Below are 16913 nucleotides of genomic sequence, written 5' to 3'. Positions count from 1 at the left end.
ACCTATTCTCCTCTTTTCCAGCGCGTACCTTGAGGAGTGTCCTCCAATACAATATTCATGCTCTTTAACTGGTCACGAATTTGATCAGACAATGCGAAGTCACGATTCCTTCTAGCTTCATTCCGCTTCTCAATTAATGCTTCTACCTCTTCGTCAAGCGTGTGCTTTTCTTCTAGTGAGAAGCCGAGGACGGATGTAATTTCTTGGAACAAGCCAATAAATGCCTTGATCACTTCCTCAGAAGTATGATCATTTTCCATATAGTAATTCGCTTGTTTCGCTAGTTCAAATAAAACAGAGATGGCATTTGCCGTATTGAAGTCATCATTCATTTCAGAAATAAATGTCGCTCGCTGCTCTTCAATCTTTGTCAGCCATTCCGTGTTATCCTCTGTTAAATTGGTACTGCTCTCAAGGCGATGATGTAGATTTGAATAAGATGTTTTGAGTCTGTTAAATGCACTCTTTGTACTTTCCAATAAGTCAATGGAGTAATTGATTGGATGACGATAGTGAACCGACAGCATAAAGAAACGAAGCACATCTGGATCTTGTTCTTTAATAATGTCATGTACGAGCACAAAGTTCCCAAGTGATTTTGACATTTTTTCATTCTCAATATTAATATACCCGTTATGCATCCAATACTTCGCAAAAGGTTTTCCTGTCAAAGCCTCAGATTGAGCGATCTCATTCTCGTGGTGAGGGAACGTTAAATCCTGTCCGCCAGCATGAATGTCAATCGTATCGCCTAAATACTTTTTGACCATCGCAGAGCACTCGATGTGCCACCCTGGGCGCCCTTCTCCCCACGGGCTATCCCAAGAAATCTCCTGATCCTTTGCGGCCTTCCATAATGCAAAGTCGAGTGCATCCCTTTTCTTTTCACCTACACGAATACGGGCACCTGTCTTTAATTCATCAATCGATTGGTGAGACAGTTTTCCGTAGCCTTGAAATGAGCGTGTGCTGAAATACACGTCACCATCTGCTTCATAGGCGTAGCCTTTTTCAATCAATGTGGCGATAAACGCAATGATATCATCCATATTTTCTGTCACTCGCGGGTGAAGGTCTGCTTTTTTGCAGCCTAATGCACTGACGTCCTCAAAGTATGCTTGGATAAACCGATCAGCAATCGTTGGGACATCCTCGCCTAATTCATTTGCTGCTTTGATGAGTTTATCATCCACATCAGTAAAGTTGGATACGAAATTCACATCATAGCCGCTATATTCTAAATACTTACGTACCGTGTCATATACAATGGCAGGTCTTGCATTCCCGATGTGAATGTAGTTATACACGGTTGGTCCGCATACATACATTTTGACCTTTCCTGGTTCAAGTGGGACAAACTCTTCCTTCTTACGTGTCAATGTATTATAAATATTGATTGTCATGATTGTTCTTCCTTTCTGCTCAATGAAGCCAGCTCACGTTTTAGCTTTTCCATTTCTCGCTCCAATTCTTTGAAACGATCAGAAACTGGATCTGGCAAATCTTGATGATTGAGATCACGATTGATTTTCTTTCCATTTTGAACGACCACTCGCCCAGGTATACCTACAACAGTGGAATGGTCTGGTACGTCTTTTAACACAACAGACCCCGCACCAATCTTGGACCCTTTTCCTACGGTAATGGAACCGAGCACCTTAGCACCAGTCGCAATCAGGGCATCGTCCAAAATAGTTGGATGCCGCTTTCCCTTTTCTTTCCCTGTTCCCCCTAATGTCACACCTTGGAAAACAGTGACGTTATCGCCAATTTCACATGTTTCCCCAATCACGACGCCCATGCCGTGATCAATAAAGAACCGCCGGCCGATGGTTGCTGCTGGGTGAATCTCAACCCCTGTGAAAAACCGGCTGACCTGAGAAATGATCCGCGCAAGAAAATACAGCTTACGCTTGTAAAATGCATGCGCAACACGATGAGCCCAAATCGCATGAAGCCCTGAATAGGTTAGCACTACTTCAAGATAGCTTCTAGCAGCAGGATCTTGATCAAACACAGTATCAATATCTTCTTTCAGCATTTTGAAAAACACATGCTCCCCCCGTTCTTCCCCATCAATCTCTCTTAGGACTTGCTCTCTTTTTTGGACAAATAAAAAACGCCTCTGCCATATGACAGAGACGTTTTGAAAACGCGGTTCCACTCTGTTTAGAAAGCCTCTTATTGCAAGCTTTCTCAACTTCATCCCATAACGGAGGGTACCGCCCTTGCATACTAACATACGTGTTCCTCAAGGGTCTTGAGGGTGCATTTCCAACGTCTGCCCATAAGTCTCTTTCAGCCGGTGAAGACTCTTTCTGTGATAGGCGAAAACATTGTACTTCTCCCTCGCAACGATTTTCCTTATATTTGTTTAATGCGGTTTAATACCGTCTCTTTACCTAGTAGTTCAATACTTTGCGGAAGCTCTGGGCCATGCGTTTGTCCTGTGACAGCCACACGAATTGGCATGAATAGTTTCTTGCCTTTATGCCCTGTTTCTTTTTGTACCGCTTTAATGGCAGCCTTGATTTCATCAGGTGTGAAAGACTCTAGACGTTCAAGCTGACCTGCAAACGAAGCCATCACTTCTGGTACTTGCTCTTCTGCAAGAACTTCCTTTGCCTCTTGATTATACTCAATTTGCTCCTTAAAGAACAACTCTGTTAACTCAACAATTTCTGCTCCGTAGCTCAATTGCTCGTGATATAGAGAAATGAGTTTGCGCACCCACGTGTTTTCTTCTTCTGTCAGCTGCTCGCTTACCTTGCCTGCCTTTTGAAGATGTGGAAGTGTAAGTGCCACAACTTGATCAAGATCAAGTGCTTTTACGTATTGGTTATTCACCCATTTTAGTTTATGCATATCGAAGAGAGCTGGTGACTTAGAAAGTCGATTGACATCGAAAATATCGATGAACTGCTCTTTTGTAAATAGTTCCTCTTCGCCAACTGGAGACCACCCAAGTAGTGCAATGAAGTTAAACAAAGCTTCTGGTAAATAGCCCAAGTTCTTATACTGTTCGATGAACTGGATAATTGATTCATCACGCTTGCTTAATTTCTTGCGGTTCTCGTTTACAATCAGCGTCATATGTCCGAACAGCGGAACATCCCAGCCAAATGCATTGAAGACCATAATTTGTTTAGGTGTATTCGAGATGTGATCCTCACCACGAAGAATGTGAGTCATTTTCATCAAATGATCATCCACCGCTACAGCGAAGTTATACGTTGGTGTACCATCTTTCTTCACAATAACAAAGTCACCGATGCCGTCTGTTTCAAATGAAATCTCGCCTTTGACCATATCGTCAAATTTGATGATTTCTCCTTTAGGCACTCGGAAGCGGATGCTTGGCTCTCTTCCTTCAGCAATCAGCTTGTCCTCTTCTTCTTTTGATAAATGACTGCATTTACCAGAGTATCGAGGCATTTCACTGCGGGCAATTTGTGCTTCACGCTCTTCTTCTAGTTCTTCAGCCGTACAATAGCACTTATACGCCAAGTCTTTCTCTAGCAGCTCGTCATAATATTTTTTGTAAATATCATTACGCTCTGATTGTCTGTAAGGACCGTAGCCCCCATCTTTATCAATGCTCTCATCCCAATCAATTCCGAGCCACTGCAGGTGGCGAAGCTGACTTTCTTCTCCGCCTTCTACATTACGCTTTTGATCCGTATCCTCGATTCGAATAATAAATTTGCCGCCTTGGCTGCGTGCGAACAAATAGTTGAAAAGAGCCGTTCTAGCATTCCCAATATGTAAATGACCAGTTGGACTCGGTGCATAACGAACACGCACTTCATTTCCCATGAGTTTAACTTCCTTTCATCTGCATCATGTTGTCTGACACCAATTTTTTATAAACGTATTTTATCATCAAAACCCATTCTCATCAAAACGGATTTTACTTTTTCTGAAGAAGCACTGTCGCCTGAGAGGCAATTCCTTCGCCTCTTCCTGTAAATCCAAGTTTCTCTGTCGTTGTTGCTTTGACATTCACCTGTGTGACATCTGCCTCAAGAGCTTCTGCGATTTTCTCACACATTGGCTGAATGTATGGTGCCATCTTTGGTTTTTGCGCCATGATCGTGCAATCGATATTCACCAGTGTATAGCCTTTTTCTTTTACAAGTGCCCACACGTGCTGAAGTAATTTAAAAGAGTCTGCATCTTTAAACTCAGGATCCGTGTCTGGGAAATGTCTGCCGATATCTCCTTCTGCAATCGCACCTAGGCAGGCATCCGCCACAGTATGAAGCAGTACATCCGCATCTGAATGCCCAAGTAGACCCTTTTCATAAGGGATCGTCACACCGCCAATAATAAGAGGTCTTCCCTCTGTTAATTGATGTACATCAAAACCTTGTCCTATTCTAAACATGTTCTAGTACCCTCTTTCCGCATCCATAATTGCCTTAGCAACCAATAAATCATCCGGTGTTGTCAGTTTAATATTGGTATAGTCTCCTTGGACAATATACACACTCTCACCGTGTAATTGTTCCACAAGACTGGCGTCATCTGTTCCAAGAAAGCCTGTCCGCTCCGCATGTTCATGCGCTTCTTTTAAAATAGAATGACGAAAAGCTTGTGGGGTCTGGACTGCCCACAAGCTCTGACGTTCAATGGTTTGTTCCACTTTGCCTTCTTGAACGCGTTTGATTGTGTCTTTCACTGGTACCGCTACGACTGCGGAGCCTTTTTCAATCGCTGCTTTAACGAGCAAGTCAATCTGTGTATGCTTAATAAAAGGCCTTGCGCCATCATGAACAAGCACGATGTCCGCATCTTGCACAGCCTTCAATCCTTCGTATACACTTTGCTGCCGTTCTTCACCGCCAGTGACAAGTGAAACAGGCGTTTGAAAAGCGTGTACCTTCAGTAGCCTTTCAAAGTCACGACGCTCTTCCTCATTGATCGCTAAGATCATGCGTCTACATTGTGAATGAGCGTCAAACACCTTCAGTGTGTGGATGATGACCGGCATTCTTTTCAATTCAATAAAAAGTTTATTGCGGCCGGCCTTCATTCGCTTCCCCTGCCCCGCAGCCGGAATAACTACTTCATAATACATGTTCGTTCTCCCTTTAGAGCGCCTTCTCCAGAAGTTTTGGCTTCGCAAAAATCATTCTTCCAGCAGCAGTTTGCAGCACACTCGTGACGAGCACATCAATGTCTTTTCCAATATAATTGCGTCCTTCTTCGACCACAATCATCGTACCGTCATCTAAGTAAGCAACACCTTGGTTATGCTCTTTCCCATCTTTGATGACCTGTACCTTCATTTCTTCCCCAGGCAGTACAACCGGTTTGACTGCATTGGCTAGATCATTGATGTTTAACACTGCTACTTTTTGAAGTTCGCATACTTTATTTAAATTAAAATCATTTGTCACAACAACACCTGAAGTTAACTTAGCGAGTTTCACAAGCTTGCTGTCAACCTCTTGAATATCCTCAAAGTCACCTTCGTAAATTTCAACTTTAATATCCAGTTCTTTTTGGATACGATTTAAAATATCAAGACCTCTTCGGCCTCTATTTCTCTTTAATACATCAGAAGAGTCTGCAATATGCTGTAATTCCTCGAGTACAAATTGAGGAATGACCATCACACCTTCTAGGAATCCAGTTTGACAAATATCTGCGATTCTTCCATCAATGATAACACTTGTGTCTAAAATTTTCAGCTTTTTATCTTCTATTTCAGGTTCATCATCAGCTGCTCCTTTTTTCTTTGTGACCTTTGCAGATCGGGAGAACAACCCCATCATTTCATCCTTCTTCTTAAACCCTACCTGAAATCCAAGGTATCCTAAAAAGAAAGCCAGGAAAATCGGAATAATGGTACCAAAAATATGATATGGGATATTGTTTAGCGGGATCACGTTTACAATAAGATATGCTAGAATAAGTCCAAATACTAAACCGAAACTTCCAGATATAAGATCAGGAAGAGGCGCCTTCAATAGAGAATCCTCGATCCATTTCACCCAATTAACCACATAGCCTGTGCACCATTTACCAATGATAAAGAACACAGCGGCTCCTATTAGTGCTGAAGAGTAAGCATTTGTTATGAAAGGTATGTCCTTCACATTTAACAGCAGAAATAACTCTGGAATGATAAAAATCCCTACAACTGCACCGAAAATGATAAAAAACGCCTGAACGATTCTTTTTAACATACCTTCACCTCCTTTATTTTTCATCTGTCAATCCACCTTCATCTGACATTGATATATGCTTAAGTTTCCTATCATCATGAACAGAAAACAAAACCATCATTAATATACCCATATTCATCCATTTTTAACCGTATTTAAGAAAAATTTCTCTTTTTATAGCTGACGGTCGATATAATGTTTTTCTTGCAGTCTTTTTAATCCTTTTTTTATCTTTTTCGCTCTTACTTCTCCAATTCCTTCTACTTCATCCAAATCTTGTACATCCGCTTCCATAATTCGATCTAGCACACCAAATGCTTCGACCACGTTTTCAACGATTGGCATAGGCAGTCTAGGGATTTTATGAAGTAATCTGTAACCTCTAGTGTACACATATTCGTCAATATTTGTAGATGCTGGATAGCCGAGTAACTTGTACAAAATAGAGTCATCTAAAAGTTCAAAGCTCGACATATCTTGGAGCTGTTTCAGCAGTACATATGGATCTTTGATCTTTTCTTTCACGTAATCTTTAATAAATAATGCCGCTTCCTGCTCCATATCTGTAATCAGCTCATTGACTTGCAGACGGATCAAGTGTCCTTCTGTCCCAAGCTCTTTGATATACATATTGATTTCATTTTTAATTCTAAGTACCATTTCATAACGATGTAGCACGGATAATACATCACCAAAGGTCACAAGCTCTTCAAATTCTAAGGCGCTTAACGCAGAAATGGCATGATCTAAAATGGTTTTATATTTCTCAAGTGTTTGTATCGCTTGGTTGGCCTTCGTCAAAATAAAACCAATATCTTTCAGCGTATATCGTCGATTCCCTTGGTATAAGGTAATGACGTTCCGACGTTCAGAAATGGCAATGATTAAGCAACCTGTCTGCTTTGCTACACGTTCAGCCGTTCGGTGTCTCATGCCTGTTTCTGATGAATGAATGGTTGCATCCGGCATGAGCTGTGTATTCGCATACAAGATTTTTTGACCAGAGTCACTTAAAATAATCGCCCCATCCATCTTCGCCAATTCATATAAATGTGCTGGGGAGAATGCAGAATTAATATGAAATCCTCCATCTACCACACTTTTCACTTTATCGTTATAACCAACAACAATGAGCCCTCCAGTATTGGCTCTTAGGACGTTTTCAATCCCTGCCCGCAGGGGTGTCCCAGGTGCCACAAACTGGACAATATCTAAGAGATCGACTTCTCTCGCTCCTTTTTTCTCTTTTTCCATTTCTATGATCCCCCTAGTGAAATACGAAGTGCCTCTGCTACATTTTCTACACCGACTAACTCAATCCCTCTCGGTTTTTTCCATCCATCTATATTCGCCTGAGGAATAAACATTCGCTTAAATCCTAGTTTAGCAGCTTCCTGCACACGCTGTTCAATTCTTGATACTCTTCTGACTTCTCCCGTCAGACCCACTTCTCCTATAAAGCAATCTGCTTGATGCGGCGCTGCATCTTTAAAGCTTGATGCAATACTAACGGCAATAGCCAAGTCAATCGCTGGTTCATCAAGTTTCACACCACCTGCGACTTTTAAATAGGCATCTTGGTTTTGCAGTAGCAGCCCTACCCGTTTTTCTAAAACGGCCATAAGCAATGACACTCGGTTATGATCAAGGCCAGTAGCCATTCTTCGTGGATTCCCAAAGCTCGTCGGTGAAATAAGTGCTTGTATCTCCACTAGAACAGGTCTTGTTCCTTCCATTGAGGCAACAACACACGATCCAGATACACCTGCTGACCGCTCTTCTAAGAAGATTTCTGATGGGTTTAATACCTCTGTGAGCCCTTCCTCTCTCATTTCAAAAATTCCTAATTCATTCGTTGAACCAAAACGGTTTTTCACTGCCCTTAAAATACGAAACGTATGATGACGCTCCCCTTCAAAATAAAGAACTGTATCTACCATATGCTCTAAAAGGCGCGGCCCAGCAATCGAGCCCTCCTTCGTTACGTGACCAACGATAAAAATAGGAATACCATTCGTTTTGGCAATTTTCATCAGCTGGGCAGTGCATTCCCTCACCTGAGAAACAGATCCAGGAGCTGACGTGATATCGCTTTGATAAACGGTTTGAATTGAATCGACCACAACAAAAGCGGGTTTCATCTCTTGTATAGCAGACGTTATATACTCCATATCGGTTTCAGCCAAAACATGTAAAGAGGCACTTTCAATACCGAGACGGTCCGCCCTAAGCTTCGTTTGTTTGATTGATTCCTCACCAGATATGTATAACACATTCTGATTTTGATCTGATAGCTGTGCTGAAACTTGTAATAATAGTGTGGACTTCCCAATCCCAGGATCACCGCCAATAAGAACGAGTGAACCTTTGACAATTCCACTTCCTAATACTCGGTTAAATTCTTCTAAATTCGTTTTAATTCGGGGTTCTTCGGATGTTTCAATTGCAGATATAGGTGAAGGTTTTTGAATGGTTTGAACAGAATGATTAAACGCACTTCGACGATTTGCCGGCTCTTTACGAACGACCTCTTCTGTCATACTGTTCCAAGTGCCGCAGCCGGGACATTTCCCCATCCATTTGGCTGACTCATAACCGCACGATTGGCATATAAATTTTGATTTTGACTTAGCCATAGATTGAAGAATACAACTCCTTATACTGGTCAGAAAATAAGTAAAGGGAGGCATCCAACTTACTGGTATGCCTCACACTTTTTTCTTACTATATTAGTTCGTAGCAGCCGTTGCTTTTACGACAATTTCTCCATCTTCTACATCTAATACGATATGTTGGCCCTTTTCAATATTGCCTTTCAGCAATTCCTCAGAAAGTCGATCCTCGACGTGCTTTTGAATCGCTCTTCTTAACGGACGAGCACCATACTCAAGATCTACGCCTTCGTCGGCAATCTTGGCTTTTGCTGCTTCCGTCAATTCAATTGAAAGGTCCTGCTCTTTTAGTCGTTTTGTCAATTGATCAGACATGAGAGACACAATCTCTTTTAGATGTTTCTTTTCGAGTGAGTGGAAGACAATGATTTCATCAATACGGTTGATGAACTCCGGTCTAAACGCACGTTTCAACTCACCCATTACTTTGCCTTTCATATCTTTGTAATTTTGACTTTCATCCTGCACGTTAAAGCCAACATATTTATTGCGCTTCAGCTCACTAGCTCCAACGTTTGAAGTCATAATCAAAATCGTATTTCTAAAGTCAACAGTACGACCTTTAGAATCAGTGAGACGACCATCTTCTAACACTTGAAGTAAGATATTAAACACATCAGGGTGCGCCTTTTCAATCTCATCTAGAAGCACGACAGAATATGGCTTTCTTCTCACTTTTTCAGTCAGCTGACCGCCCTCATCATAACCCACATAGCCTGGAGGTGATCCAACAAGTCTTGAAGTCGAGTGTTTTTCCATGTACTCAGACATATCAATACGAATCATCGCTTCTTCATCACCGAAGATAGACTCAGCGAGTGCTCTTGCAAGCTCAGTCTTACCAACACCTGTTGGCCCTAAGAAAATAAAGGAGCCAATCGGACGTTTCGGATCTTTTAGTCCAGCACGGGCACGTCTTACAGCTTTTGCAACAGCAACAACTGCTTCATCCTGTCCAATGACGCGAGAGTGGAGCAATTGTTCCATGTTTAGAAGCTTATCTGTTTCTGTTTGAGCAATTTTTGAAACAGGTACTCCCGTCCAGCTAGAAACAACCATTGCGATATCATCAACAGAAACCTCTGAATTCTCTTGCCCCTGCTTTTCTTTCCAAGATTTCTTCGTCACTTCTACCTTTTCACGCAAACGTTGCTCCGTATCACGAAGAGAAGCGGCTTTTTCAAATTCCTGACTTTGAACAGCTGCATCCTTTTCCTTGCGTACTTCATCCAGCTTTTGCTCAAGTTCCTTTAGATTAGGCGGTGTTGTGAAAGAACGTAAACGAACTTTTGAACCCGCCTCATCAATTAAGTCAATCGCCTTATCTGGAAGGAAACGATCAGAGATATAACGATCAGAAAGCTTTACCGCCGCCTCAATGGCTTCATCTGTAATAGACACACGGTGATGTGCTTCATAACGGTCTCTAAGCCCTCTTAAGATTTGAATACTTTCATCAACAGATGGCTGGTCCACTTGAATTGGCTGGAATCGACGTTCAAGTGCAGCATCTTTTTCAATATATTTACGGTACTCATCTAACGTTGTTGCCCCGATACATTGAAGCTCACCACGTGCTAAAGATGGTTTTAGAATATTAGAGGCATCAATCGCACCCTCTGCTCCTCCTGCACCAATCAGTGTATGAAGCTCATCAATGAAGAGAATGATATTTCCAGCCTGACGGATTTCGTCCATGACTTTTTTCAAACGATCCTCGAATTCACCACGATATTTCGTTCCCGCTACAACGGTTCCCATATCAAGTGTCATGACTCGTTTATCACGCAAAATTTCAGGCACTTCGTTGTGAATAATTTGCTGTGCGAGGCCTTCTGCGATCGCTGTTTTACCAACACCAGGCTCTCCAATCAAGACAGGGTTATTCTTTGTTCTTCTACTTAGGACCTCAATGACACGCTGAATTTCTTTGCTACGGCCAATCACAGGGTCCAAACTGTCTTCTTTCGCAATAGCCGTTAAGTCTCTTGCCAAGCTATCCAAAGTTGGTGTATTGGCATTGCTATTAGATCCTGCCGCAGATGCACCCGTTTCATTGCTGCCTAGAAGCTGCAATACTTGCTGGCGTGCTTTATTTAAGCTCACTCCGAGGTTATTTAAGACACGGGCAGCTACACCCTCTCCCTCACGAATAAGACCTAAAAGAATATGTTCTGTCCCTACATAGGAATGACCAAGCTTTCTCGCTTCATCCATAGAAAGCTCCGTAACCTTCTTCGCTCTAGGTGTGTAATGAGGAATAGCTTGAGACACCTCTTGCCCTCTTCCAATCAAGCTCTCGACTTCTTTTTGGATTTTATCTGAAACAAGGCCCAGTGCTTCTAATGCTTTTGCGGCGATGCCCTCACCTTCACGTACAAGACCAAGTAAAATATGCTCTGTTCCGATGTTCTTATGGCCTAGGCGAATGGCTTCTTCTTGTGCAAGTGCTAATACCTTTTGAGCTCTTTCAGTGAATCTTCCAAACATCATATCGTTTCATCCTCCTGTCCATTCCTATGCATTTCTAAGCGCAGCCTTTCTCTGATAATTGCTGCTCGTTTTATATCTCTTTCATTTGGTTCCAAGGCTCCTCCTGAATATTGCTGAAGGAAGCCAGGCTGTGTCAAAATCATGAGTTCATTCAGTATATTACTTGAAAGCCCCTTAATGATACCTAAATCAATTCCAAGTCGCACATCTGACAAACACTTAGCCGTTTCCTTAGATTCAATCATGCGGCAATTAGCCAAAATCCCCAAGGAACGGTACACTCTGTCTTCAAGTTCAATTTTAGACGTCTGATATAATGCCTTACGTGCAGATCGCTCTTGTTCAATGAGCTGTGCCGTCACACTATTCAAGTCATCTACAATATCTTCTTCTGATTGACCCAGTGTCATTTGATTTGAAATTTGAAAGATGTTTCCTATTGCTTCGCTACCCTCACCATAAATTCCTCTGACCACAAGACCTAATTGATTAATTGCAGGAATAATGCGATTCATTTGTCTTGTCAGGGCTAATGCTGGTAAGTGCATCATGACTGAAGCCCTAATACCTGTACCTACATTGGTCGGACAGCTCGTTAAGTATCCTCGCTTTTCAGAAAACGCATAATCCACTTGCTCTTCAATCCAGTCATCTATTTGGTTAGCTGCTTTTAGTGCATTAGCCAGCTGAAATCCTGGGAACAAGCATTGAATACGAATATGGTCTTCCTCATTCAGCATGACACTGATTTCTTCATTTTCTGAAAGCAAACAGCCACCAAATCTTGATTCTGCTAAATTGGGGCTAATCAAATGCTTTTCAACAAGTACCCTTTTAGCCAAAGGCTGCGTGTCATTCATTCGAATCAGAACAAAGTTTCCAATGTCCTTCACTTCCTGGCTCGCAAACTTTTGCTCGAATTGCTGAAGAACAGCTTCAGCCTCCTCTTGAGAAAACTGAGTTGGGAAACGAACATGCTCTAGATTGCGTGCCAGCCGAATACGACTGCTTAGAACAATGTCACTTTCTGGTCCTTTCTGTTTCATCCATTGACTTAATGCGTCTTGAATAAAATGCTGGAGCGACATGTCGTTAATCTCCCTCCCTCTGCTGAGATTGCTCATGCTCTAATGCACGAATTTGATCTCGAACTTCCGCTGCTTTTTCAAACTCTTCCTGTTCAATCAGCTGCTTCAGTTCTTGCTGCATTAACTCAAGTTTCCGGCGAACATGCAGACTGCCGGCAATCCGTTTAGGGACTTTTCCATTATGGACTGTATTTCCACTATGGACTTTCCTTAAAACAGGATTTAAATACTGATCAAAGGTTCGATAACATTCTGCACAGCCAAAACGGCCTGTTTTCCTGAATTGCTGAAAAGTTAAGCCACACTTAGGACATTGATCCACTTCTCTTGCCTCTTGAAAAATAGATGATCCTTTATTCGCACTTGTGGTAAAGCTAGGATCAATATTCAATAAGCCTGATAATAAGTTGTGAATCGAGAAACCTTGGTTTCCACTCATAGCATATGAATCACTGTTTTCTTTTGCACATTGTTCACATATGTGCATTTCTTGTTTTTCTCCATTTATTACTTTCGTAAAGTGAAAAGTGGCTGGTCTCTCATTGCATTCTTGACAAATCAATCTTTTCACCCGCTTTACTTTAATTTCAAAGCATTCAACATCGCTTTCATCATCCGAGCCCGCAGTTCATCTCGTTCAGGTAAATCAATGTGTAAAACAGAACGGTCCATGACACTAATCATCATCTTTGCTTCTCTTTCGGATAAAATGTTGTTCTCAACAAGACGCATGATGATATGATCAGATGCAGCCTGTGATAAACGATGATATATTTGGGAAATAATGTTGTTCAATAAATCGACTTCATCATTCATTTTGACTTTAATGATACGGATATAGCCACCGCCGCCACGCTTACTTTCGACGATATAACCTCTTTCGCTCGTAAAGCGTGTATTGATAACATAGTTAATTTGTGAAGGTACGCATTGAAACTTATCTGCAATTTCATTGCGTTTAATTTCTAATATTTCTCGACCATTCTGATCCAAGACTTCCTTCAAATACTGCTCGATGATATCAGAAATATTTTGTGCCACTCCGCCTCCTCCTCCATTGACTTTGACTATATTTGACTTTAATCTTACTATAAATTTTTTCGATCGATTTTTCAAGATAATCGCTCAACTAACAATATTATTTCCACATTTATCTGGTGCCAAACGTCCCAAAAACACAAAAAAGACCAGTTCCGATTGGAACTGATCCTTTGACAAGCTTGGCGGCGTCCTACTCTCACAGGGGGAAACCCCCAACTACCATCGGCGCTGAAGAGCTTAACTTCCGTGTTCGGTATGGGAACGGGTGTGACCTCTTCGCTATCGCCACCAAACCTGATGGAGAGAATGTTCTCTCAAAACTAGATAACAATGTTCATTTTTCACATTAGAATATAGGTTAAGTCCTCGATCTATTAGTATCTGTCAGCTCCACGTGTCACCACGCTTCCACCTCAGACCTATCAACCTGATCATCTTTCAGGGATCTTACTTCCTTGCGGAATGGGAAATCTCATCTTGAGGGGGGCTTCATGCTTAGATGCTTTCAGCACTTATCCCGTCCGCACATAGCTACCCAGCGATGCCCTTGGCAGAACAACTGGTACACCAGCGGTGCGTCCATCCCGGTCCTCTCGTACTAAGGACAGCTCCTCTCAAATTTCCTGCGCCCGCGACGGATAGGGACCGAACTGTCTCACGACGTTCTGAACCCAGCTCGCGTACCGCTTTAATGGGCGAACAGCCCAACCCTTGGGACCGACTACAGCCCCAGGATGCGATGAGCCGACATCGAGGTGCCAAACCTCCCCGTCGATGTGGACTCTTGGGGGAGATAAGCCTGTTATCCCCGGGGTAGCTTTTATCCGTTGAGCGATGGCCCTTCCATGCGGAACCACCGGATCACTAAGCCCGACTTTCGTCCCTGCTCGACTTGTAGGTCTCGCAGTCAAGCTCCCTTGTGCCTTTACACTCTGCGAATGATTTCCAACCATTCTGAGGGAACCTTTGGGCGCCTCCGTTACATTTTAGGAGGCGACCGCCCCAGTCAAACTGCCCACCTGACACTGTCTCCCTGCCCGATAAGGGCAGCGGGTTAGAAGGTCAATACAGCCAGGGTAGTATCCCACCGATGCCTCCACCGAAGCTAGCGCTCCGGTTTCCAAGGCTCCTACCTATCCTGTACAAGCTGTACCAACATTCAATATCAGGCTGCAGTAAAGCTCCACGGGGTCTTTCCGTCCTGTCGCGGGTAACCTGCATCTTCACAGGTACTATAATTTCACCGAGTCTCTCGTTGAGACAGTGCCCAGATCGTTGCGCCTTTCGTGCGGGTCGGAACTTACCCGACAAGGAATTTCGCTACCTTAGGACCGTTATAGTTACGGCCGCCGTTTACTGGGGCTTCAATTCGCACCTTCGCTTACGCTAAGCGCTCCTCTTAACCTTCCAGCACCGGGCAGGCGTCAGCCCCTATACTTCGCCTTACGGCTTCGCAGAGACCTGTGTTTTTGCTAAACAGTCGCCTGGGCCTATTCACTGCGGCTTCTCGGGGCTTTAACACCCTAAGAAGCACCCCTTCTCCCGAAGTTACGGGGTCATTTTGCCGAGTTCCTTAACGAGAGTTCTCTCGATCACCTTAGGATTCTCTCCTCGCCTACCTGTGTCGGTTTGCGGTACGGGCACCTCTCACCTCGCTAGAGGCTTTTCTTGGCAGTGTGGAATCAGGAACTTCGCTACTAAATTTCGCTCGCCATCACAGCTCAGCCTTCACGGGAAACGGATTTGCCTATTTCCCAGCCTAACTGCTTGGACGCGGATATCCAATACCGCGCTTACCCTATCCTCCTGCGTCCCCCCATTGCTCAAATGGTGAGGAGGTGGTACAGGAATATCAACCTGTTGTCCATCGCCTACGCCTTTCGGCCTCGGCTTAGGTCCCGACTAACCCTGAGCGGACGAGCCTTCCTCAGGAAACCTTAGGCATTCGGTGGACGGGATTCTCACCCGTCTTTCGCTACTCATACCGGCATTCTCACTTCTAAGCGCTCCACCAGTCCTTCCGGTCTGACTTCACTGCACTTAGAACGCTCTCCTACCACTGTTCGTAAGAACAGTCCGCAGCTTCGGTGATACGTTTAGCCCCGGTACATTTTCGGCGCAGAGTCACTCGACCAGTGAGCTATTACGCACTCTTTAAATGGTGGCTGCTTCTAAGCCAACATCCTGGTTGTCTAAGCAACTCCACATCCTTTTCCACTTAACGTATACTTTGGGACCTTAGCTGGCGGTCTGGGCTGTTTCCCTTTCGACTACGGATCTTATCACTCGCAGTCTGACTCCCAAGGATAAGTCATCGGCATTCGGAGTTTGACTGAATTCGGTAACCCGGTAGGGGCCCCTAGTCCAATCAGTGCTCTACCTCCGAGACTCTTACCTTGAGGCTAGCCCTAAAGCTATTTCGGAGAGAACCAGCTATCTCCAGGTTCGATTGGCATTTCACCCCTACCCACACCTCATCCCCGCACTTTTCAACGTGCGTGGGTTCGGGCCTCCATTCAGTGTTACCTGAACTTCACCCTGGACATGGGTAGATCACCTGGTTTCGGGTCTACGACCACGTACTCATGCGCCCTATTCAGACTCGCTTTCGCTGCGGCTCCGCATCTTCTGCTTAACCTTGCACGGGATCGTAACTCGCCGGTTCATTCTACAAAAGGCACGCCATCACCCGTTAACGGGCTCTGACTACTTGTAGGCACACGGTTTCAGGATCTATTTCACTCCCCTTCCGGGGTGCTTTTCACCTTTCCCTCACGGTACTGGTTCACTATCGGTCACTAGGGAGTATTTAGCCTTGGGAGATGGTCCTCCCGGATTCCGACGGAATTTCACGTGTTCCGCCGTACTCAGGATCCACTCTGGAGAGAACAACATTTCAGTTACAGGGCTGTTACCTTCTTTGGCGGGCCTTTCCAGACCTCTTCGCTTATATCGTTCCTTTGTAACTCCGTATAGAGTGTCCTACAACCCCAAGAGGCAAGCCTCTTGGTTTGGGCTGTTCCCGTTTCGCTCGCCGCTACTCAGGGAATCGCATTTGCTTTCTCTTCCTCCGGGTACTTAGATGTTTCAGTTCCCCGGGTATGCCTTCTCATACTCTATGTATTCAAGTATGGATACTACTCCATTACGAGCAGTGGGTTTCCCCATTCGGAAATCTCCGGATCAAAGCTTGCTTACAGCTCCCCGAAGCATATCGGTGTTCGTCCCGTCCTTCATCGGCTCCTAGTGCCAAGGCATCCACCGTGCGCCCTTTCTAACTTAACCATTTCTTACTTTAGAAAGAATCACTATGTGTGATGAACTTTGCATTGCATTCAATGTGAATGTATTACTTATTGTTATCTAGTTTTCAAAGAACAATCCTGTCTCGCTAGAGACATGTTTGAAGGAATGATCCTTCAAAACTAAACAAGACGAAAACGCAC

General features: G+C 43.7%; 12 protein-coding genes, 2 rRNA genes and 1 other annotated feature. All 14 genes read right to left on the bottom strand.

What is annotated here, in order from left to right; all coding sequences use genetic code 11:
- Positions 1-2: 2 nt before the first annotated feature.
- The gene (cysS, locus tag NST09_RS00625; protein ID WP_116307696.1) at positions 3-1403 is read right to left on the bottom strand and encodes a cysteine--tRNA ligase; all 1401 of its coding nucleotides are present in this window, start codon (positions 1401-1403) and stop codon (positions 3-5) included.
- Positions 1400-2053 carry a serine O-acetyltransferase gene (cysE, locus tag NST09_RS00620; protein WP_017366453.1) on the bottom strand — a complete coding sequence of 218 codons (654 nt, stop codon included), beginning with the start codon at positions 2051-2053 and terminating at the stop codon, positions 1400-1402. The genes cysS and cysE overlap by 4 nt, the downstream gene beginning before the upstream one ends.
- Before the next feature lie 81 nt (positions 2054-2134).
- Positions 2135-2364 (bottom strand) — a binding site (T-box leader).
- The gene (gene gltX, locus NST09_RS00615) at positions 2365-3816 is read right to left on the bottom strand and encodes a glutamate--tRNA ligase (protein ID WP_007496275.1); all 1452 of its coding nucleotides are present in this window, start codon (positions 3814-3816) and stop codon (positions 2365-2367) included.
- A gap of 94 nt (positions 3817-3910) precedes the next feature.
- Entirely contained in the window at positions 3911-4387 is a 477-nt protein-coding gene (ispF, locus tag NST09_RS00610; RefSeq protein WP_007496273.1) for a 2-C-methyl-D-erythritol 2,4-cyclodiphosphate synthase, read from the bottom strand.
- Positions 4388-4390: 3 nt separating this feature from the next.
- Positions 4391-5080, bottom strand: a complete 690-nt coding sequence (gene ispD, locus NST09_RS00605) for a 2-C-methyl-D-erythritol 4-phosphate cytidylyltransferase (RefSeq protein WP_008345432.1) — start codon at positions 5078-5080, stop codon at positions 4391-4393.
- Positions 5081-5093: 13 nt separating this feature from the next.
- Positions 5094-6194 (bottom strand): PIN/TRAM domain-containing protein, encoded by a 1101-nt coding sequence (locus NST09_RS00600; protein WP_003217214.1) that lies wholly within the window; start codon positions 6192-6194, stop codon positions 5094-5096.
- A 153-nt stretch (positions 6195-6347) separates the two neighbouring features.
- Entirely contained in the window at positions 6348-7427 is a 1080-nt protein-coding gene (gene disA / locus NST09_RS00595; RefSeq protein ID WP_007496267.1) for a DNA integrity scanning diadenylate cyclase DisA, read from the bottom strand.
- 2 nt (positions 7428-7429) lie between these two features.
- Positions 7430-8809: a DNA repair protein RadA gene (radA, locus tag NST09_RS00590; RefSeq protein WP_017359160.1), complete on the bottom strand. Its 1380-nt coding sequence runs from the start codon at positions 8807-8809 to the stop codon at positions 7430-7432.
- A gap of 93 nt (positions 8810-8902) precedes the next feature.
- A complete protein-coding gene (clpC, locus tag NST09_RS00585) occupies positions 8903-11338 on the bottom strand; it encodes an ATP-dependent protease ATP-binding subunit ClpC (protein WP_007496263.1) in 2436 nt (811 codons plus the stop codon).
- Entirely contained in the window at positions 11335-12426 is a 1092-nt protein-coding gene (locus NST09_RS00580; RefSeq protein ID WP_008345444.1) for a protein arginine kinase, read from the bottom strand. Before NST09_RS00580 ends, clpC begins: the two co-directional genes overlap by 4 nt.
- Positions 12427-12430: 4 nt before the next feature.
- The gene (locus NST09_RS00575; protein ID WP_007496258.1) at positions 12431-12988 is read right to left on the bottom strand and encodes a UvrB/UvrC motif-containing protein; all 558 of its coding nucleotides are present in this window, start codon (positions 12986-12988) and stop codon (positions 12431-12433) included.
- A gap of 14 nt (positions 12989-13002) precedes the next feature.
- Entirely contained in the window at positions 13003-13467 is a 465-nt protein-coding gene (locus NST09_RS00570; protein ID WP_003217184.1) for a CtsR family transcriptional regulator, read from the bottom strand.
- Positions 13468-13644: 177 nt separating this feature from the next.
- Positions 13645-13760 (bottom strand): 5S ribosomal RNA (rrf, locus tag NST09_RS00565).
- 61 nt (positions 13761-13821) lie between these two features.
- Positions 13822-16752, bottom strand: a 23S ribosomal RNA gene (locus NST09_RS00560).
- Positions 16753-16913: the final 161 nt, after the last annotated feature.

The sequence above is a fragment of the Bacillus sp. FSL W7-1346 genome (assembly GCF_038593335.1).
In the GTDB taxonomy this organism is placed as follows: domain Bacteria; phylum Bacillota; class Bacilli; order Bacillales; family Bacillaceae; genus Bacillus; species Bacillus altitudinis.
Note: the sequence above shows the minus strand (reverse complement) of the source record. Positions and strands in the feature narration are given on the sequence as shown.